Below are 20,310 nucleotides of genomic sequence, written 5' to 3'. Positions count from 1 at the left end.
CGTGCCAGGCTTTTTCTATGACCTTTCTTAGCTAATTCAGCGCGATGCGCGACATAATAGTTGCTTAACCCCCAACGAAAGCTAGACTGACAACGTAAGAGATAATAGGGGGAGGCGTAGTGGAAAGCATTAAAGGATCGGAACTTAACGTTCCGGATGCGGTTTTTGCATCGGTTTTCGATGGCCGTGGCGGTGCGCGGCCGCTGAAAAACAGCGATGAGATAGATAACGAGCATCCCTGCTGGCTACACCTGAATTACACCCATGCTGAAAGCGCTGGCTGGCTGGCATCGACCCCCCTTTTACCCAATAACGTGCGTGATGCGCTGGCAGGCGAAAGCCTGCGGCCGCGCGTGAGCAGAATGGGGGACGGTACGCTTATCACCCTGCGTTGCATTAACGGCAGCACGGATGAACGGCCGGATCAACTGGTGGCGATGCGAGTCTATATGGATGAACGGCTGATTGTCTCCACCCGTCAGCGCAAAGTCCTGGCGCTGGATGATGTGCTGAATGATTTGAAAGAGGGCACCGGGCCAACCGACTGCGGCAGTTGGCTGGTGGATGTGTGTGATGCCTTAACCGATCATGCGAGTGAGTTTATTGAAGAGCTGCACGATAAAATTATCGACCTTGAGGATAATCTGCTCGATCAGCAGATCCCGCCGCGCGGCTTCCTGGCATTATTGCGTAAACAGCTTATCGTCATGCGTCGCTACATGACCCCACAGCGCGATGTTTACGCCCGGCTGGCCAGCGAGCGTCTGTGCTGGATGAATGACGATCAACGCCGCAGAATGCAGGATATCGCCGACAGGCTGGGGCGTGGCCTGGACGAGGTGGATTCCTGTATCGCCAGAACGGCGGTGATGTCAGATGAGATTGCGCAGGTAATGCAAGAGTCGCTGGCGAGAAGAACCTATACGATGTCGCTGATGGCGATGGTCTTTTTGCCCAGTACATTCCTGACCGGGTTGTTTGGCGTAAATCTGGGCGGCATTCCCGGCGGAGCGTATCATTACGGCTTCACGGCGTTTTGCGTCATGTTAGTCGTATTGATTGGGAGTGTTGCGTGGTGGTTGCATCGCAGTAAATGGTTGTAAAATTACGCTTTTTCAACATAATCAGTGCATCAAAACGTCATTTTAATTGAGCAAAGTCAATAAATCCTGGCTCTGACAGGTGCAATATTACTCCTGCAGGTGAATGCAACGTCAAGCGATGGGCGTTGCGCTCCATATTGTCTTACTTCCTTTTTTGAATTACTGCATAGCACAATTGATTCGTACGACGCCGACTTTATAGTCGGCTTTTTTTTGCCTCCTGTTCTTCAGCGTCTACCCTAATAGAGAGAGTGCTGAAACCAGGAGGGAAAGATGAGCCACCCATTCACGCTTCAACGACGCTATTCCATCCCGACAGGCCCAATACCTGACGATCCCGCCCCGATACCGGATCCCGTTCCGCGTCCTCAGCCCATGCCCGACCCGCCACCGGATGAAGAACCGATTAAAATGTCGCATCAAACCCCGAGATCTGCGAGGATACACGCCATCTGACTGCAAAGATGACCACGAGAATAAATTGTGACTGCTTTTTCTACCCTTAATGTTCTGCCCGCCGCCCAGCTCGAGAATCTCAACGAGCTGGGATACCTCACTATGACCCCTGTTCAGGCGGCCGCGCTGCCCGCTATTCTCGATGGCCGTGATGTACGCGTTCAGGCAAAAACGGGCAGTGGAAAAACAGCCGCATTTGGTCTTGGGCTGTTGCAGCGTATCGATGTTGCGCTGTTCAAAACCCAGTCTCTGGTGCTGTGCCCAACCCGCGAGCTTGCGGATCAGGTCGCGGGAGAACTGCGTCGTCTGGCGCGTTTTCTGCCTAACACTAAAATATTAACCCTCTGTGGCGGGCAACCTTTTGGCGCACAGCGAGATTCCCTGCAGCATGCGCCGCACATTATTGTGGCCACGCCGGGCCGCCTGCTCGATCACCTGCAAAAAGGTACCGTCAGCTTTGATGCGCTGCAAACGCTGGTGATGGATGAAGCAGATCGGATGCTGGATATGGGCTTTAGCGATGCGATTGATGAAGTGATCCGTTTCGCACCGCCAGACCGCCAGACATTACTGTTCTCAGCGACCTGGCCTGACGCCATCGCGGCCATCAGCGGTCGTGTGCAGAATGAGCCCCTCACTATCGAAATTGATAGCGTCGACGCGCTTCCCGCCATTGAACAACAGTTCTTTGAAACCTCTCAGCAGGGCAAAATTCCGCTTCTGCAGACGTTACTGAGCCAGCATCAGCCAGCATCCTGCGTGGTGTTTTGTAATACCAAAAAAGACTGTCAGTCCGTTTGTGATGCCCTCAATGCGGTTGGGCAGTGTGCTTTGTCGCTCCACGGCGATCTGGAACAGCGCGACCGCGACCAGACGCTGGTGCGTTTTGCCAACGGCAGCGCGCGCGTGCTGGTGGCTACCGACGTCGCGGCACGCGGCCTGGATATTAAATCCCTTGAGCTGGTGGTGAACTTTGAGCTGGCGTGGGATCCTGAAGTTCACGTTCACCGTATTGGCCGTACCGCGCGTGCGGGCAACAGCGGTCTCGCTATTAGTTTCTGCGCGCCGGAAGAGGCGCAGCGCGCGAATATTCTGTCTGAAATGCTGCAGCTAAAGCTGAACTGGGTGAACGCCCCGGGCATCAGCATTGTTCCCCTGGAAGCCAGTATGGCGACACTGTGTATTGATGGCGGCAAAAAAGCCAAGATGCGTCCCGGCGATGTGCTCGGCGCCCTGACCGGGGATATTGGTCTGGACGGCGCGGATATCGGTAAAATTACGGTACATCCGGCGCATGTTTATGTCGCAGTACGCCAGTCGGTTGCGCATAAAGCCTGGAAGCAGCTACAGGACGGAAAAATTAAAGGCAAAGCCTGTCGCGTTCGCCTGCTCAAGTAAGCGTTTGAAAGCGTCTCAGAAACATTCTGAGACGCTAGGCTGTGTCCCTTAATCGTTTGAGCTATAGTAACTGTCTGTTTCCACAACATATTGAACTATGGCTCGCTACGACCTTCCTGATGAAGCATGGATTATCATCCAGCCTTTATTGCCTGCTGAACCCGTATCTCCACGGGCCGGACGCCCATGGGCTGAGCATCGTAAAATTATCAACGGTATGTTCTGGGTGTTGTGTTCCGGGGCTCCGTGGCGTGATTTACCTGAACGATATGGACCATGGAAAACGGTTTATAACCGCTTTAACCGGTGGTCAAAATCAGGTGTTATTAACATTATTTTCAACAGGTTGCTTTCGCTACTTGATGCCAGCAATCTTGTTGACTGGTCTGCTACGGCGCTGGATGGCAGCAATATCCGGGCGTTGAAATGTGCTGCCGGGGCTCAAAAAAACATCCCGATATCGCCGGAGATAATGGGCTGGGTCGCTCTCGCGGTGGTTTTGGCACCAAAATCCATCTGGCGACAGACGGAAACGGTCTTCCGTTAAACATAGTGCTGAGTCCCGGACAGGCTCACGAAAGCCAGTTCGCGCAACGTCTTCTCGACGGTATTGGTGTTCAGCGCCAGAACGGCAGCATGAAACGCCGTGGCCATGCGGTACTGGCCGACAAAGCGTACTCCGGGCATGCGTTACGCAACGAACTGAAAAGCAAAGGTATAAAAGCAGTCATTCCCCGAAAATCAAATGAGAAAATGGCATTGGATGGGCGTTCACAGCTCGATCGTAATGCGTACCGCAATCGCAACGTTGTTGAGCGATGTTTTGGTCGCCTGAAAGAATACCGTCGCATAGCGACGCGTTACGACAAAACGGCGAGAAATTATCTGGCGATGGTGAAGCTGGGCTGCATCCGGCTCTTTTATCAACGACTATATAATTAAGGGACACAGCCTAGTTTGTTATTTCACTTCAAGCACATTCAAACGCAACTCGTCGAACTGCGTGTCATCTTCTTCCGGCTGCCAGCCCGCAGGCTGCATCGGGATCTCTTCACGGTCAAATGCCAGATCGCCGCCATTCACCACCTCTGACTGGTGGTTAATCCCCTTGAAGTCGAACAGTTCGATATCGGCCAGATGCGATGGCACTACATTCTGCATGGCGCTGAACATGGTTTCAATGCGGCCCGGATAGCGTTTATCCCAGTCACGCAGCATGTCGCCAATAACCTGACGCTGCAGGTTTGGCTGAGACCCGCACAAATTACAGGGAATAATAGGGAACGCTTTCGCCTGGGAAAAACGCTCAATGTCTTTTTCTCGGCAGTAGGCAAGCGGGCGAATGACAATATGCTTTCCGTCATCGCTCATCAGCTTCGGTGGCATACCCTTCATTTTGCCGCCGTAGAACATGTTGAGGAACAGCGTTTGCAGGATATCGTCCCGGTGATGGCCCAGGGCGATTTTGGTTGCGCCCAGTTCGGTTGCCGTGCGGTAAAGAATGCCGCGACGCAGACGAGAGCAAAGAGAGCAGGTGGTTTTCCCTTCCGGGATCTTCTCTTTCACGATGCCATAGGTATTCTCTTCGACGATTTTGTACTCAACCCCCAGCTTATCCAGATATTCCGGCAGAATATGCTCCGGAAAGCCGGGTTGTTTCTGGTCGAGGTTGACCGCCACCAGTGAAAAATTCACCGGTGCGCTTTGCTGAAGATTACGCAGGATCTCCAGCATGGTATAACTGTCTTTACCGCCTGACAGGCAAACCATAATGCGGTCGCCTTCTTCAATCATATTGAAGTCTGCAATGGCTTCGCCCACGTTACGGCGCAGTCGCTTTTGCAGCTTGTTCAGGTTGTATTGCTCTTTCTTATTAATGTCTTTATTTTGTTGCATTTATTACTACCTATGGAACCAAAAGGGGCATAAACAGGGGCAACATTGTTCACAGTGCCCATATCACCAATCATTTGCGCGTTTTCGTGCCCCATCTGGCTCACCAGAAAGACGGGTTAAAAGCCAACAGGCAAAAGTATATTGCGTATGGTACGGATTACGGCGACGAATTCCAGCACGTTTTACACAAGCGTCGGATCGGGGGTTGATACCCTGCGGAAGGATGCATTAAGGCGAGTACATTTTCCTGTTCTGCTGCTACGCTTTTTGAGGGGGAGAAGGGAGCTTTGGAATGAAGAACAAAGATGAACAAACTGGATTAGTCGGCCTCGCTATTGGTGCTGCGGTCATTGGCCTTGTGTCGGCACAAAAAGCCATCAATCGTGAAAGCATCGTCGATGAACTGTTAAGGCTCGGCAGGCAAAAGGGGGATGGCGTTGAGGATGACGTCTTCCTTAAGGCAGCTAAGCTGGTGAGAAAAGGGGTGTAGCCATGGCTGAAATTCGTAACGCGCAGTGTCATTGCGGCGCGGTGGTATTTACCGTCGAACTGACCGATGGTTTCAACACGGCCCGTCGTTGTAACTGTTCTTTCTGCCGTATGCGCGGCGCTATTGCGGTGTCTGCTCCTTTAACGGGGATCACCGTTACTCAGGGTGAAGACAAACTTACCGAGTATCGCTTTAACACCGGCACCGCGCGACATTTCTTCTGTTCGGTTTGCGGGATCTACACCTTTCACCAGCGTCGTTCAAATCCTGACCAATACGGGGTTAACGTGGCGTGTTTCGACACTGTCTCTCCGTTCGATTTTCCTGAAGTGGTGGTGATGGACGGTGTTAACCATCCCCTGGACGGTGCCAGCGGAGTATTGGGATATCTCTCGTTTTGCAAAGCATAAACCGACCTGAAGGCCGGTTTATGCACCAGGCGATTATTTCTGCTTCATTAAATCTTGTGCGGCACGTAACCCATGAGCAAACCAGTCGGTGCAAAATTTCGCGCTAAAATTGTCATTATCCGCCAGGTTTTCCGCGCTTACGCTGATAATAGATCTGAAAGGCTCATCGTGGGGGTTTTTAACCGGGGGACGAACGAACCCTGCGACCAACCCTTCGACGCTCTCGGTTCTGGCGAGAACAAATATTACCCCCCGCGTTTGATCGCTTGTAATATTGTTGTGTTCTATTCTAATGGCTTCTTTTTTAATACCGGTCTCTTCCAGTAGTTCCCGAATAGCCGCATCCTCCGCTGTTCCTGTAAAATACGTTCCTCCCGGGAGATGATAACCCTGGCGCGCCGTTGAAGGGTTGCCAGAATTGCCACCCTGGCCAATTAATACGTTAGCACCATCATAAACGATAATATATACTTTTGACATTATTAAGCCCTCTTGGGTTTGAGAAAATATACTCTTGAGAGAGTATTCAAACATGCAGAGAGTGCGATAAATATAGGCTTAATGTCATAGCGAGGGCCGGCGTTCAGCCTATGTTATGCAAACAATCAACGTCTCAAGGCACTTTCATTTCCTTGAATTTTCCCTTAACGACGCCGTCATAAAAGCGGCCTTTTGAAACGACACTCAAAAAATCAATGAAAATGCGCGCAGGGACGGGGTAGTATTGCAGCGTGGTTCGGTCGCGAAAACGAATTTCCAGGGTAGCGCTGGCTTCATCGTAAGCAACAGAGGCAATACGTGACGATTTGACGGAATGATGAACCATGATAGTGAGCCTCTTACTGCCTGTAGCGAGAGACTAATCATCTATCAGGGCGACTATATTGTGCAAGCTGAAAAGTGCAGAGGGCTATCTTTAAAATATAGAAAAATAGCCCGCAAAATATGCGGGCTATTAAGCTTAGAACTGGTAAACCAGACCTAAGGCTACAATGTCATCAGTGCTGACGCCGTTGTCTTTGTAGAAGTTGTCATCTTCGTCCAGCAGGTTGATTTTATAATCAACATAGGTGGACATATTTTTGTTGAAGTAGTAAGTCGCGCCTACGTCAGCATATTTAACCAGATCCTGGTCGTCCTGGCCGTTGCCCAGGTCTTTACCTTTAGACTGCAGGTAAGAAACGGCAGGGCGCAGACCGAAATCGAACTGGTACTGTGCAGTCACTTCAAAGTTCTGGGTTTTGTTTGCCACGGTGACAGCACTGTCGCCATAGGGGGTCATATTACGGGTTTCAGAATACATAGCAGCCAGATAGATATTATTGGCATCGTATTTCAGGCCCGCAGTCCATGCATCGGCTTTGTCGCCGCCGGCAGTGGTATACTCTACCTGATCGTTGGTACGGTCAGAAGAAGTATAAGCAGCGCCCGCGCTCATACCCATACCGAAGTCATAGGTGGTTGAGATACCGAAACCGTCACCGTTTTGATTGCGAATATCGTCAACGGCACGATTGTTGGTGCCTTCCTGGGAGCAAATGTTGTTCTCATCACAGTTGTTCCCCTCATTATTACCCTGATACTGCAGGGCAAAGCTCAGACCCTGCACCAGACCGTAGAAATCGGTGTTACGGTAGGTTGCAACGCCGTTAGCACGGCCGGTCATAAAGTTATCTGCATAAGTGTAAGAGTCGCCACCGAACTCAGGCAGCATATCGGTCCAGCCTTCCACGTCGTACAATACGCCGTAGTTACGGCCATAATCGAAGGAGCCGAAGTCGCCCACTTTAATACCCGCGAATGCCAGACGGGTCCAGGATTGATTACCTGAATCTTCGGTATTATTAGCCTGAACGTTGTATTCCCACTGTGCATAGCCGGTCATCATGTCAGTGATTTGGGTTTCGCCTTTAAAGCCCAGACGCATGTAGGTTTGATCGCCATCTTTAGACGCATCATCGGAGAAGTAATGCAGGCCATCCACTTTTCCGTACAGATCCAGTTTGTTACCGTCTTTGTTATAAATTTCTGCAGCATGTGCAGCGCCAGCCATTAACAGGGCTGGAATCATCAGGGCCAGTACTTTTCTTTGCATCGTGAAATTCCTTTGCAGTTGTTTTTATATAGTTTCGTATTGAACTTTCCCTTCCGGGAAGAGGTCTCATGCTAAATCACTCCCATAGAGGAATAATAAAATATAATTGTTACGAATTAAGTAAAATATAAACTAAATAATACGTCGGAAATAGTGATTGGTGCAGTGAATGATTTTGCGTGAATTATATTAAATAAAAATTATTCATCATCCGATAAATCAGGTAGTGTCTACGTTGTTATATGCCTTAAAGATTTTAATCCATAATTACAGTGAATGTTATTCGCGTGATTTTATCGCCGTTCACCGTTTATCTGGATAAGCCCGATGTAAGCGCATCGGGCTTTTTTTATGAGCAAAAAAAGCCCGGGCAAGCCGGGCAGGACAATTATTCGTTTGACGATTTTTCCGCTTTTCCGGCCATCTGCGCCAGGAAGTCGTAGCGTTTTTGCAGGTCAGCGGCGGCCTCTTTCCACAATTGCCCGGCGACGTCTGGCTGTTGCGCATTCAGGCGGCGGAAGCGTTGTTCCTGCATCAACGTCTCGGCGAGTGCATCTGACGGTGGACGTGAATCCAGCGCCAACGGTAATTTACCCTCATCTGCACGGCGCGGGTCGAAGCGGTACAGCGGCCAGAAGCCGGTTGCCGTTAACTGGCGCATCTGATCGTGGCTCAGCGCCAAATCGTAGCCATGCTCCTCACAGGGGCTGTAAGCAATGATAAGCGACGGGCCAGGATAGGCTTCCGCCTCCTGAATCGCTTTCACCGTCTGGTTCAGTTGCGCCCCCAGCGAGATCTGCGCGACGTAGACGTGGCCGTACATCATCATGCTCACGCCGAGATCTTTTCGCGCCTTGCGCTTACCATGCTCGCCAAATTTCGTGACTGCGCCTAATGGCGTCGCTTTCGACGCCTGTCCGCCGGTGTTGGAATAACACTGTGTATCCAGCACCAGGATGTTGACGTTTTCGGTCAGGCTCAGAACATGATCCAGCCCGCCAAACCCAATGTCGTAGGCCCAGCCGTCGCCACCAATCAGCCAGATGGATTTTTCAACCAGGGCGTCAGCGTCGGTAAGCAGTTGTTCTGCACCTTCCACGCCCTGAAGCGCGTTGCGCAGTTCGGCCACTTGCTCACGGCGCACCTCTGGCGTTGCTTCAGCGTGCAGTGCCTCGTTCAACTCCGCCGGGATCCGCTCGGCAAACTCCCCCAGCAGACGCATGACCCGGGCGCGGTGCTGGTCAACGGTCAGGCGGAAGCCCAGCCCAAACTCGGCGTTATCCTCAAATAGAGAGTTAGCCCACGCCGGGCCGCGACCGTTAGCGTCGGTAGTATATGGCGTAGAGGGCAGATTGCCACCATAAATAGATGAACAGCCCGTGGCGTTAGCTATCAGCATCCGATCGCCGTACAACTGCGTGAGCAATTTAATGTACGGCGTTTCACCACAGCCAGAGCAGGCACCGGAATACTCGAACAGCGGCGTAATCAGCTGGGAGGTGCGAATATCAATACGTTCCAGCTTGCTGCGATCGATTTCCGGCAGATCGAGGAAGAAGTCGTAGTTCACTTTCTCTTCTTCAACGTGATCCAGGCGCGACATCATATTGATGGCTTTGATTTCCGGGTTCTGACGGTCTTTCGCCGGGCACACTTCAACGCACAGGTTACAGCCGGTGCAATCTTCCGGGGCGACCTGAAGAACATATTTTTGACCACGCATATCGCGGGACTTCACATCCAGCGAATGCAGGCTTTCCGGAGCGGATTCCATCTCTTGCGGTGCCACCACTTTGGCGCGAATAGCCGAGTGCGGGCAGGCTGCCACACAATGGTTACACTGTGTACACAGCTCTTCTTTCCAGATTGGGATCGCTTCAGCGATATTGCGTTTTTCCCAACGGGTCGTCCCCACCGGCCAGGTTCCGTCCGGTGGCAGGGCAGAGACCGGAAGGGCGTCACCCAGTCCGGCCAGCATGGTGGCGGTGACGGTTTTAACGAAATCTGGCGCCGCGTCAGACACCACCGGCGGACGATACGGGCTGGAGGCATTGATCGGCTGCAACGGAACGTCGAACAGTGATTCACGGGCCAGCGCCAGCGCCTGCCAGTTGCGTTCAACCAACTCTTGTCCCTTGCTACTGTAGCTTTTCGCTATCGCTCCCTGCAGCGCCATCAACGCGCTGTCGCCTGGCAGAATATGGGTCAGGTGAAAGAATGCCATCTGCATGACGGTATTGATGCGCGCTGCCAGGCCGCATTCACGGGCGATTTTAGCCGCGTTAATCACATAGAGTCGGGCTTGTTTCTGGTTCAGCACCGCCTGAACCTCCTGCGGCAGACGTGCCCACACCTCGTCTACGCTGTACGGGGTGTTGATCAGGAAAATACCGCCGGGTTTCAGCCGCTCGGCCATCTGGTATTTGTCGATGAACTGGAGCTGGTGACAGCCCACAAAGTCGGCCTGTGAAATAAGATAAGCCGAGCGGATAGGCTGCTCGCTGACGCGCAGGTGAGAAACGGTCAAGCCGCCTGCTTTTTTAGAGTCGTAGACGAAGTAGCCCTGCGCATACCACGGCGTAGAGTTGCCGATGATTTTAATGTTGTTTTTGGTCGCTGAGACGCTACCGTCGCTGCCCAGACCATAAAACAGCGCTTCGAGTTTCGCCGTCGAGGGCAGGGTATTTTCCGGCAACGGCAGGGAGAGATTGGTCACGTCATCATAAATGCCGACTGTAAAGCGTGGTTTGGGTTTGTCGGCGCTCAGCGCATTAAACACCGCGAGTACGCAGTCAGGGCCAAACTCTTTTGAGGATAAACCATAACGGCCACCAATTACTCGCGGCAGCGTTTCGCGCTCTCCGTGATTAAACGCTTCCGCCAGTGCGGTCATAACGTCAAGATAGAGCGGCTCTGCGTGGGCGCCAGGCTCTTTGGTCCGATCCAGTACCGCCACGGCATGCACACTTTCCGGCAGCACCGAGAGCAAATGTTTGGCCGAGAACGGACGATAGAGGCGCACCTTAAGCACGCCGACTTTTTCGCCACGGGTCAGCAGCTCATCGACCACTTCTTCACAGGTACCAATGGCGGAACCCATCAGCACAATGACGCGCTCTGCCTGTGGGTGTCCATAATATTCAAACGGCTTATATTCGCGTCCGGTGGCGGCGGTAAAATCGTCCATTGCCTGTTCTACATGATCGTAAACGGCGTCATACCAAGGGTTAGTCGCCTCGCGGGACTGGAAATAGGTATCCGGGTTAGCTGAGGTGCCCCGGATCGCCGGATGTTCCGGATTAAGCGCGCGGGCGCGGTGGGCATCAATCTCCGCCTGCGGTAGCAGTTCACGTAGCGTATTGTCGGAGAGGGGAACGATTTTGTTGATTTCGTGGGAGGTGCGGAAACCGTCAAAAAAATGAATAAACGGGATGCGGCTTTTCAGCGTTGCAATGTGCGAAATCAGCGCGAAATCTTGTGCTTCCTGGACGCTGCTGGCGCACAGCATCGCGCAGCCGGTCTGGCGCACGGCCATCACGTCCGAGTGGTCGCCAAAAATGGACAGCGCATGAGTCGCAACGGTTCGCGCGGCAACGTGCAGCACGAACGGCATGAGCTGGCCTGCCAGCTTGTATAGCGTAGGGATCATTAACAGTAATCCCTGCGAAGAGGTGAACGACGTGGACAAGGCTCCGGTTTGAAGCGCGCCGTGAACAGCGCCAATCGCACCAGCTTCGGACTGCATTTCAACCACGCGCGGGACATCGCCCCAGACGTTTTTTAACCCATTTCCGGCCCAGGCATCCGCCTGCTCGGCCATGGTAGAACTTGGCGTAATTGGGTAGATGGCGATAACTTCGCTGGTGCGAAACGCGACTGACGCGGCTGCACCATTACCGTCAATAGTTTGCATAGGACGACACCCTTACATTGCGCAAAAAGAGGGACCCGTAAAACGACGACGAGTCTTGAATATTATTTCCTTATTTTAGCAAAGGTCAGGTTTGTCTATTTTCGCTTTTGTGTCCTTGGCATTCGAGGTATCAATGAGTAGATCAACGTTTTGGCAAAAAAAGTGCGAGAAATTGTTTCCGGAGCGCATAAATACCCGTATCCGCTCTCGACGGCGCGGGGCAGGGTGCCTATTATGCATAGGTTTCGCTTAAATGATGGGGGAGAAAGCATGCGTTCAGCGTTTTGGGTAGGGTGTGCCGCGTTACTGTTATCGGCATGTAGCAGTGAACCTGTACAGCAGGCCACCGCGGCGCACGTCACGCCGGGGATGAAAGCCGCCATGTCTAACTCCGGGCAGGCTAACTGCGCGATGATTGGCGGTTCACTGTCCGTTGCCCGCCAGCTTGACGGCTCCGCCATCGGAATGTGCGCCTTGCCAAATGGCAAACGTTGTAGCGAACAGTCGCTTGCCGTTGGACGTTGTGGTAACTACTGATTACTCTGCACGCTTGAACATCAGGGTTCTTTCGGCGGTTGCCAGGGTTAGCTGGTCTTGTGTCAGGTCAACCTGTGCCCCTTTGCGCAGCATATCGGTGAGGGCCTGATCCAGCGTATTAAGTTGTTGATCCGCACATAATTTGCGGGTCATCGCCAGATTCCCGACCTTCAGTTCGCCTTCGGTTAGCTTTCCCTGGCCGTTGAAGCGGTTGCACATCACGCCCGTTACGGAAATATTCTTTAGCAGGCCAATGCCTGGCTGGGCGCTAAAAGCCATTTCAGGCTGCGCCGATGTACTTTTGAGGGTTTTGCCGTCCACATTCTCCAGTACAAATCGATGGCTCTGCAACTGGTCTACCTGAACCGACGCTTTACCCGGGTTGACGCAACCGGTGAGCACAAGGCTGATAATGCTTAACGCAACGAGCTTTTTCATTTTTCTTCTTTAACCATCAATTTCATGAATCTCTTCAAGTGTAACGATACTCCTCAAACTGTTAATGGGGTTTATCTGAATGTGCGAGCACAGCCGGGCACACTGTTTGCGCCCGGCAGTATAATTAATGAGATTTAAACCCCGCCGCGGCCATCAACAGGCGAAAGAGCATACTCACGCCGGCCAGCGCCAGTACGCTGCCGCCCCAGATGATGACCAGCCACATCAGTCTTTTCCAGACAGGTTGTTGCATCAGTGATAACCCTCCCCATGCTGTACTTTCCCGCGAAACACATAATAGCTCCAGAAGGTGTAGACCAGGATAACGGGAATGATCAATAACGCGCCCACCAGCATAAAGCCCTGGCTTTGCGGTGGCGCAGCAGCCTGCCAAAGGGTGATCGACGGCGGAATAATGTGCGGCCAGATACTGATACCAAGGCCACTAAAACCGAGGAAAACCAAGCCTAACGTCAGGATAAACGGCGTGTTGTGGCTTGCGCAATTATTCAGGCTATGCCACTGACACAGGCTCAACACCCCCACCAGCGCGGGAACGGGCAGCAGGTAAAACAGATTTGGTAGCGTAAACCAGCGCGTCGCGATGGCCGGTTGCGCCAGAGGCGTCCACAGGCTGATGATAGCAATGAAGGCCAGAAGCACGAGCAACAGCGTTTTTGAAACCTTACGCATGCGCAGTTGCAGGGCATTTTCACTCTTCATCACCAGCCACGTTGCACCGAGGAGCGCATAGGCGACAACCAGACCCGCGCCGCAGAACAGGTTAAACGCGGTGAGCCAGTCAAACGGTCCGCCGCTATAGGCACGCCCGGTCACCGCAAACCCGTTAATCACCGCGCCCACGGTGATGCCCTGGGTGAATGTTGCCAGAATCGACCCGCCAATGAAGGCCTTATCCCAGAACGGACGATGCGCGGGTGTGGCCTTAAAGCGAAACTCAAAGGCCACGCCGCGGAATATAAGCCCAATCAGCATTAATGTCAGCGGAATGGTCAGCGCGTCGACGATCACCGCGTAGGCCAGCGGGAACGCGCCGAAGAGCGCCGCGCCGCCGAGTACCAGCCAGGTCTCATTCCCGTCCCAGACAGGGGCGACGCTGTTAACCATTACATCACGATCGGCGGCGTCTTGCGTTGTCGGGAACAGAATGCCTATCCCCAGATCAAAGCCATCCATCACGATGTACATCAGCGTGGCGAATACGATAATGACAAACCAGATAAGGGAAAGATCGATACCCATTACGGTTGCTCCTTAAGGTCTGTCGTCACGGCGGAAAGCGGACGAGCAGGGCGTCCGTCGGATTCGGTGGCGAAGGATTCATGCGGCTGAGGCCCTTTTTTGATAAGGCGCACCATATAGCTGTAGCCCACGCCAAAGACCGAGGTGTAGACGACGAAGAAGGTCAGCAAACTCACGCTCATGTGCAGGTCGCCGTGGGCAGAAACCGCATCCTTCGTTCTTTGCAGTCCGTAAACGACCCACGGCTGCCGGCCCACTTCGGTGGTCACCCAGCCTGCCAGAATTGCGATCAGTCCGGATGGCCCCATCAGCAGGGCAAACCAGAGAAACGGACGCGAAGAATAGATGCGCTTTTTATAGCGTAGCCACAGCGCCGTTACGCCCAGCAGCAGCATCAACATGCCCAGTCCCGCCATAATGCGGAATGACCAGAAAACGATGGTCGAATCAGGACGGTCTTCTTTTGCAAATTCCTTCAGCGCCGGCACCTGCTTTTCCAGACTGTGGGTCAGGATAAGGCTGCCGAGCGCCGGGATCGCCAGACCGTAACGGGTGCGCTCCTGTTGCATATCCGGCCAGCCAAACAGCAGAAGCGGGGTAGGCTTATCCGGCGGGTTTTCCCAATGGCCTTCAATAGCGGCAATTTTCGCGGGCTGGTGTTGTAGGGTGTTAAGCCCGTGCAAATCACCCACTATTGCCTGAATTGGCGCCACAAACAGGGTCATCCATAGCGCCATTGAGAACATAGCGCGAATGGCTGGTGAAGAGTTACCACGCAGTAGATGCCATGCGGCGGAGGCACCCACAAACAGCGCGCTGCTCAGGAATGCGGCTATCGACATGTGCAGCAGGCGGTAGGGGAAGGAGGGGGTAAACACCACGGCAAACCAGTCCACCGGCACAACCTGCCCGTTGACGATCTCATAGCCTTGCGGAGTCTGCATCCAGCTATTGGACGCGAGGATCCAGAACGTCGAGATGATGGTCCCCAGCGCCACCATGCATGTGGCAAAGAAGTGCAGCCCCGGCCCGACCTTATCCCAGCCAAACAGCATTACCCCGAGAAACCCGGCCTCGAGGAAAAATGCGGTAAGCACTTCGTATGTAAGCAGGGGGCCGGTAATGCTGCCCGCAAACTGTGAGAATCCGCTCCAGTTGGTGCCAAACTGATAGGCCATCACCAGCCCGGAGACCACGCCCATTCCAAAGTTTACGGCGAAGATCTTCGACCAGAAATGGTACAGCGATCGCCAGACCGGGTTTTTAGTTTTCAGCCATAAGCCTTCCAGTACGGCGAGATAGCTTGCCAGGCCGATGGTGATCGCCGGGAAAATAATGTGAAAGGATACGGTAAACGCAAATTGTATCCGCGCGAGATGAAAAGCATCTAAACCAAACATGTACTGCCTCACTGTCAAACGGCATGCTGATAGGGTAAAGGGGCGTAAAGATGACTGGCAGACGCAGAAAAGTGAAATTTATGTATAACAGTTATCAGAAAAGGGGGCTTTTCGTGCTCTGATATAATTTGTCAAGCATGGGCATTAAACTGCTTGCGTTGTCGTAAACAACATGCGTTAATGGTCTTCTGGTTTTGAGTCCAAATAAATATCTGGCGTAGTTTTATAAAGCAGTTCTCATCACGTTGTGCCTCTCCGCAGCCTCTCTTGGGTCTTTATCTACTTTCCGATTAGTTTTGTATCAAACCATTATTGCCCGATCGGCCCATTAGTAATTTACGTTTTTACGTTTCAGGAGAATTTTATGACCTCTTATATCCATTTTCGCTGCCCGTGCTGTCATGGCTCGCAGTACCGTACTTCCGCTTTCGATGTCTCTGAGAGCAATCCGTTTGGCGCGAAATGCATTTTTTGCAAATCGTCAATGATTACGCTCGACCACCTGGCCGCTGCGCGCTCTGCACAAAGCCATGTCATTGAGTACCGTAAGTAATTAACACCGTTTTTCATAACAGTTAGCTAATTCTTCTCTTTTTCTCCTGCTGATATACACTGTCGGCAATAAGGAGAATCGGATGAAAAAATACCAGCGTCTGGCGCAACAAATTATCTCGCAGATTGAGCTTGGCGTATGGTTGCCGGGCGATAAACTGCCTTCCCTGCGAGAACAGGTGGCAAGCAGCGGCATGAGCTTTATGACCGTCGGTCACGCGTATCAGATGCTGGAAAGCCAGGGGCGCATTGTCGCCAGACCGCAGTCGGGCTATTACGTAGCCTCGCGCCCGACCGCACAACAACCCTCGCTGCCCGCCCAGGTCATGCGGGATGAAGCGGTAGATATCAACACCTATATCTTCGACGTCTTACAGGCAAGCCGCGATCCGTCAGTCGTGCCTTTTGCTTCCGCTTTTCCCGACCCCCGGCTTTTCCCGCTCCAGCAGCTCAACCGCTCCCTCGCTAACGTGAGTAAAACCGCTACGGCAATGAGCGTGATTGAAAACCTGCCCCCGGGAAATGTCGACTTACGTCATGCGATTGCCCGCCGCTACGCGCAGCAGGGGATGAATATCTCGCCGGAAGAGATTGTCATTACCGCGGGCGCGCTGGAAGCGTTAAACTTAAGCCTGCAGGCGGTGACCGAACCCGGCGACTGGGTTATCGTCGAAAACCCCTGTTTCTACGGCGCGCTGCAGGCGCTGGAACGCCTGAAATTAAAAGCTTTATCGATAGCGACTGACGTCCGCGAGGGCATCGATCTCAATGCCCTTGAACAGGCATTAAATGATTATCCGGCTAAAGCTTGCTGGCTAATGACCAACAGCCAAAATCCGCTGGGTTTCACGCTCAATGCGGAGAAAAAGGCACGTCTGGTGGCGTTGTTAACCCGCCATAACGTCACGCTGATTGAAGATGACGTCTACAGCGAACTCTACTTTGGCCGTGAAAAACCGCTTCCGGCGAAAGCCTGGGACAGCCAGGATATGACGCTGCACTGTTCATCTTTTTCAAAGTGTCTGGTTGCGGGCTTTCGCATTGGCTGGGTAGCGGCAGGCAAACACGCGCGACGCATCCAGCAACTGCAGTTGATGAGCACGCTCTCGACCAGTTCGCCGATGCAGTTGGCGCTGGTCGATTATCTCGCCACTAAACGTTACGACGCCCATCTTCGACGCCTGAGACGTACACTGGCCGAGCGCAAGCAGCAGGCCTGGCAGTCGCTTTTGCGCCATATGCCTGCGGGTGTTAAAATTCATCATAACGACAGTGGCTACTTTTTATGGCTTGAACTTCCTGCTCGGCTTGATGCCGCCAGGCTTAGCGAAAGTGCCTTACTTCACTCTATCAGCATTGCTCCCGGGAAAATGTTTTCCATCTCGAACGCCTGGGCGCCGTTCTTTCGCTTTAATACGTCCTGGGCCTGGGGAGAGCGCGAAGAACAGGCTGTTATTCAGCTAGGGAAATTAATTCGCGACATGCTGGATTAATATTTCTCACTCCTCGCGCCAAACGCCTTGTCTATAATCCCGTTAATGGGTGACATATTTTACCGAACGGCGGCCGCTAAATTTTATTGCGACAGGACAATGCTATGCAAAAACAACTGCTGATAAATGGTGAACTGGTAACGGGCGACGGTGAAAAACAGCAGGTGTACAACCCTGCTACCGGTGAGGTATTGCTTGAGATTGCCGAAGCGTCTGCGGCTCAGGTCGATGCGGCGGTGACGGCTGCCGATCGTGCTTTTGTCCAGTGGGGGCAAACTAGCGCAAAAACGCGCGCAGAGTGCTTATTAAAACTGGCTGATGTCATCGACGCTCACGGTGTTGAACTGGCACAAATTGAGTCTCTCAACTGTGGTAAGCCGCTGCACTGTGTTCTGGGGGATGAGATCCCGGCGGTGGTCGACGTTTTTCGCTTCTTTGCCGGTGCAGCCCGCACACTCAACGGGCTGGCCGCCGGTGAGTATCTTGAGGGGCACACCTCAATGATCCGCCGCGATCCGGTGGGCGTAGTGGCCTCAATTGCCCCGTGGAACTACCCGCTGATGATGGCGGCATGGAAACTGGCCCCCGCGCTGGCAGCAGGCAATTGCGTGGTGATTAAACCCTCTGAAATTACGCCGCTGACGGCCTTAAGGCTGGCGGAACTGGCGAAAGATATCTTTCCGGCAGGCGTGCTGAACGTGCTCTTTGGTCGTGGTAAAACGGTAGGCGACCCCCTGACCGGACATCAAAAAGTGCGCATGGTCTCTCTGACCGGGTCGATTGCCACCGGAGAGCATATTCTCGGCCATACGGCATCTTCCATTAAACGTACCCATATGGAACTCGGCGGTAAAGCGCCGGTTATCGTCTTTGATGATGCCGATCTTAATGCGGTTGTCGAAGGCGTACGCACGTTTGGTTTTTACAATGCGGGCCAGGACTGTACGGCAGCCTGCCGCCTGTATGTCCAAAAGGGGATTTATGCCGCGCTGGTGGAAAAACTGGGGGCGGCGGTCGCCAGCCTGAAAATGGGCGCGCCCGGAGATGAATCTACCGAACTGGGTCCGCTCAGCTCGGCAGCACATCTTTCCCGCGTCTGTCAGGCCGTTGACGACGCTAAAGCATTAAGCCACATCCGCGTGGTCACCGGTGGAAGCAGACAGGCAGGGGCGGGGGTACTATTTCCAGCCGACCTTGCTGGCTGGGGCAAAGCAGGATGATGCCATCGTACAGCGTGAGGTATTCGGCCCGGTGGTGACTATCACTGAATTTGACGACGAAGCGCAGGTTCTGGAATGGGCCAACACCTCACAATATGGACTGGCATCCTCCGTCTGGACACGCGATGTCGGTCGCGCCCATCGCCTGAGCGCGCGTCTGCAGTATGGCTGCACCTGGGTGAATACCCACTTTATGCTGGTGAGCGAAATGCCGCACGGTGGCATGAAACTTTCTGGCTATGGAAAAGATATGTCGGTATATGGTCTTGAAGACTATACTGTTATTCGCCATGTGATGATAAAACACTAAAGCGTGAGTACGTGGCTGAAATTTTTTAGCCACGTTGTTTTTACGGGCTAAAACAAAAGTATCGTTACAGTAACCACGATGAATGTCATTAACAATAGCGCCATCACGATAATGGCAAAGGTTGTTGAATCCTGTACGTAGGTTTTTTCCTCTCCTTTCATTGGTCCCACGAGCATAATCCAGATAAAAATGAAGGTGACCGAGGCAATAAAAACGGAAATAAAAAACAGACTTTCTCGCAAACCATTACCTCAACGCGTGCATATCAGGAACCAAAATAACTTCATAGACCCGTCATACTTCAGGTTGCATGTGCGTTGGCTGCACGCGTTCATCCCAGTCACGTACTTATGTATGCACTCCCTTGCCACCTTCCTGCAACTCGAATTATTTAGGGTATAGATGATAATAAGGGCGCATTACACCATTTCGGGGGGGTCGGTGCCAGACTGAAACGTTATGACGCCCGGCAATAAGAATATAAGCCCGGCAGCGGAACGCGACGCATATTATACCGGAATAATGCCCCGCACTCTCCAGGGCTTTTACCTGAGGCACGCCATTATTGACTATCCAGTTCCGCAGGGAGGGGGTAACGAAAAACTTGATCTGTATCAACATATGACGCATATTGCGTGCGGTTATTTTTTTCAGCTCAGGCCTATCGAATGACGTTGTATCAAAAGATGTTAGTATTTTACGCCATCATGGCGTCCATCTGCGCACTCATCACCTGGTTTCTCTCAAAAGATCGTAAACGCATTCGCTTGTTGAGCGCTTTTCTGGTGGGTTCGACCTGGCCCATGAGCTTTCCCGTTGCGTTACTGATTTCGCTTTTCTGAAGCACGACTCCACATTTAAACGATAAACAGGGGACTGCCCTGGAGGGAAACATGCCTACACATTATCACGCTATTAACAAAACGGTGCCAGCAGTAGATACGCATATTAGCCTGGCTACTATAGAGGACAAGCCTGCTGTCGTAACCTCATTAACCTCGGTTAAAAACGTTTCGACAACTATGTTAAATCCAGGTAATTCTGCAAAATGCGTTATTCTGAATAATCTTCATGTTCCAGGAGATGCGTTAGTGACGAATGTTGAGATTTACAACACAGGATTACAGGCGCGCATTAACCACGAATATAAGCCTGAGGGAAACACCGTTTTTTTACTCGGCAGCCCTAAAGCCTTAGAGACGACCGCGTCATTATCAATACCCGTTTCTCCGCTAATGCTCACCCAAAAATTACTGAGCATTAGTAATAAAAAAACCTATGAATTTACAGTTAAATCAAATGGATATGTTTAATGAATAACGCTATGTTGCGATTT

20 protein-coding genes and 2 pseudogenes are annotated in these 20,310 nt (G+C 52.4%); 12 read left to right on the top strand and 10 right to left on the bottom strand.

Features of this window, described 5'->3' with window-relative positions:
* The first annotated feature begins 119 nt into the window (after nt 1-119).
* The 4 genes from zntB to NL510_RS12385 all read left to right on the top strand — a co-directional run bounded on the left by zntB (nt 120) and on the right by NL510_RS12385 (nt 3,899).
* Entirely contained in the window at nt 120-1,103 is a 984-nt protein-coding gene (zntB, locus tag NL510_RS12395; RefSeq protein WP_253377129.1) for a zinc transporter ZntB, read from the top strand.
* Between the two features lie 273 nt (nt 1,104-1,376).
* Nucleotides 1,377-1,559, top strand: a complete 183-nt coding sequence (gene ynaL, locus NL510_RS22805) for a proline-rich small protein YnaL (protein WP_301308562.1) — start codon at nt 1,377-1,379, stop codon at nt 1,557-1,559.
* 27 nt (nt 1,560-1,586) lie between these two features.
* Nucleotides 1,587-2,957 (top strand): ATP-dependent RNA helicase DbpA, encoded by a 1,371-nt coding sequence (gene dbpA / locus NL510_RS12390; RefSeq protein WP_253377127.1) that lies wholly within the window; start codon nt 1,587-1,589, stop codon nt 2,955-2,957.
* 97 nt (nt 2,958-3,054) lie between these two features.
* Nucleotides 3,055-3,899 (top strand): IS5 family transposase gene (locus NL510_RS12385; protein ID WP_253376809.1). Its coding sequence is split into 2 segments (ribosomal slippage): nt 3,055-3,400 and nt 3,400-3,899, totalling 846 coding nucleotides; the frame shifts between segments, so codons are not numbered across the junction.
* Between the two features lie 18 nt (nt 3,900-3,917).
* Here the strand turns inward: NL510_RS12385 and ttcA are convergent.
* Together ttcA and NL510_RS12375 are read right to left on the bottom strand one after the other, a co-directional pair.
* Nucleotides 3,918-4,853, bottom strand: coding sequence for a tRNA 2-thiocytidine(32) synthetase TtcA (gene ttcA, locus NL510_RS12380; RefSeq protein WP_253377125.1), 936 nt, complete (start codon nt 4,851-4,853; stop codon nt 3,918-3,920).
* A 68-nt stretch (nt 4,854-4,921) separates the two neighbouring features.
* Nucleotides 4,922-5,048: pseudogene (locus NL510_RS12375) on the bottom strand (site-specific integrase); the annotation flags it as partial.
* A gap of 97 nt (nt 5,049-5,145) precedes the next feature.
* Here NL510_RS12375 and NL510_RS12370 point away from each other — a divergent pair.
* Together NL510_RS12370 and NL510_RS12365 are read left to right on the top strand one after the other, a co-directional pair.
* Nucleotides 5,146-5,343, top strand: a complete 198-nt coding sequence (locus NL510_RS12370; RefSeq protein WP_253377123.1) for a hypothetical protein — start codon at nt 5,146-5,148, stop codon at nt 5,341-5,343.
* Nucleotides 5,344-5,345: 2 nt separating this feature from the next.
* The gene (locus tag NL510_RS12365; RefSeq protein ID WP_253377122.1) at nt 5,346-5,753 is read left to right on the top strand and encodes a GFA family protein; all 408 of its coding nucleotides are present in this window, start codon (nt 5,346-5,348) and stop codon (nt 5,751-5,753) included.
* A 33-nt stretch (nt 5,754-5,786) separates the two neighbouring features.
* Here the strand turns inward: NL510_RS12365 and NL510_RS12360 are convergent, their stop codons facing one another.
* The 4 genes from NL510_RS12360 to nifJ all read right to left on the bottom strand — a co-directional run bounded on the left by NL510_RS12360 (nt 5,787) and on the right by nifJ (nt 11,761).
* Nucleotides 5,787-6,233 carry an NUDIX hydrolase gene (locus NL510_RS12360; protein WP_253377119.1) on the bottom strand — a complete coding sequence of 149 codons (447 nt, stop codon included), beginning with the start codon at nt 6,231-6,233 and terminating at the stop codon, nt 5,787-5,789.
* Between the two features lie 133 nt (nt 6,234-6,366).
* Nucleotides 6,367-6,579, bottom strand: coding sequence for a KTSC domain-containing protein (locus NL510_RS12355; RefSeq protein ID WP_253377117.1), 213 nt, complete (start codon nt 6,577-6,579; stop codon nt 6,367-6,369).
* A gap of 135 nt (nt 6,580-6,714) precedes the next feature.
* On the bottom strand, nt 6,715-7,848 hold the full coding sequence (gene ompC / locus NL510_RS12350; protein ID WP_253377115.1) for a porin OmpC: 1,134 nt from the start codon (nt 7,846-7,848) through the stop codon (nt 6,715-6,717).
* 388 nt (nt 7,849-8,236) lie between these two features.
* Nucleotides 8,237-11,761: a pyruvate:ferredoxin (flavodoxin) oxidoreductase gene (gene nifJ, locus NL510_RS12345; RefSeq protein WP_253377113.1), complete on the bottom strand. Its 3,525-nt coding sequence runs from the start codon at nt 11,759-11,761 to the stop codon at nt 8,237-8,239.
* A gap of 270 nt (nt 11,762-12,031) precedes the next feature.
* Between nifJ and NL510_RS12340 the strand changes: the two genes are divergently transcribed.
* The gene (locus NL510_RS12340; RefSeq protein WP_253377111.1) at nt 12,032-12,298 is read left to right on the top strand and encodes a putative hemolysin; all 267 of its coding nucleotides are present in this window, start codon (nt 12,032-12,034) and stop codon (nt 12,296-12,298) included.
* Here the strand turns inward: NL510_RS12340 and hslJ are convergent, their stop codons facing one another.
* From hslJ to NL510_RS12320, 4 genes are all read right to left on the bottom strand, one after another.
* Nucleotides 12,299-12,736, bottom strand: coding sequence for a heat shock protein HslJ (hslJ, locus tag NL510_RS12335; protein WP_253377109.1), 438 nt, complete (start codon nt 12,734-12,736; stop codon nt 12,299-12,301).
* A 124-nt stretch (nt 12,737-12,860) separates the two neighbouring features.
* Nucleotides 12,861-12,989, bottom strand: coding sequence for a DUF2474 domain-containing protein (locus tag NL510_RS12330; protein ID WP_253377107.1), 129 nt, complete (start codon nt 12,987-12,989; stop codon nt 12,861-12,863).
* Nucleotides 12,989-13,999, bottom strand: a complete 1,011-nt coding sequence (gene cydB, locus NL510_RS12325; RefSeq protein WP_253377105.1) for a cytochrome d ubiquinol oxidase subunit II — start codon at nt 13,997-13,999, stop codon at nt 12,989-12,991. Before cydB ends, NL510_RS12330 begins: the two co-directional genes overlap by 1 nt.
* A complete protein-coding gene (locus NL510_RS12320; protein ID WP_253377103.1) occupies nt 13,999-15,399 on the bottom strand; it encodes a cytochrome ubiquinol oxidase subunit I in 1,401 nt (466 codons plus the stop codon). The genes cydB and NL510_RS12320 overlap by 1 nt, the downstream gene beginning before the upstream one ends.
* A gap of 364 nt (nt 15,400-15,763) precedes the next feature.
* Here NL510_RS12320 and ymcF point away from each other — a divergent pair, with 364 nt between their 5' ends.
* From ymcF to NL510_RS12295, 5 genes and pseudogenes are all read left to right on the top strand, one after another.
* A complete protein-coding gene (ymcF, locus tag NL510_RS12315; RefSeq protein ID WP_253377102.1) occupies nt 15,764-15,952 on the top strand; it encodes a cold shock small protein YmcF in 189 nt (62 codons plus the stop codon).
* An 82-nt stretch (nt 15,953-16,034) separates the two neighbouring features.
* A complete protein-coding gene (locus tag NL510_RS12310; protein ID WP_253377100.1) occupies nt 16,035-17,444 on the top strand; it encodes an aminotransferase-like domain-containing protein in 1,410 nt (469 codons plus the stop codon).
* Nucleotides 17,445-17,548: 104 nt separating this feature from the next.
* A pseudogene (patD, locus tag NL510_RS12305) lies at nt 17,549-18,974 on the top strand (aminobutyraldehyde dehydrogenase).
* Nucleotides 18,975-19,642: 668 nt separating this feature from the next.
* Nucleotides 19,643-19,816, top strand: coding sequence for a GhoT/OrtT family toxin (locus tag NL510_RS12300; protein ID WP_003856960.1), 174 nt, complete (start codon nt 19,643-19,645; stop codon nt 19,814-19,816).
* A 51-nt stretch (nt 19,817-19,867) separates the two neighbouring features.
* Nucleotides 19,868-20,287 carry a hypothetical protein gene (locus NL510_RS12295; protein ID WP_253377090.1) on the top strand — a complete coding sequence of 140 codons (420 nt, stop codon included), beginning with the start codon at nt 19,868-19,870 and terminating at the stop codon, nt 20,285-20,287.
* Nucleotides 20,288-20,310 lie beyond the last annotated feature (23 nt).

Source organism: unidentified bacterial endosymbiont (genome assembly GCF_918797525.1).
Taxonomy (GTDB): Bacteria; Pseudomonadota; Gammaproteobacteria; order Enterobacterales; family Enterobacteriaceae; genus Enterobacter.
The sequence above is the reverse complement of the archived record's forward strand: the minus strand, read 5'-3'. Positions and strand labels throughout refer to the sequence as shown.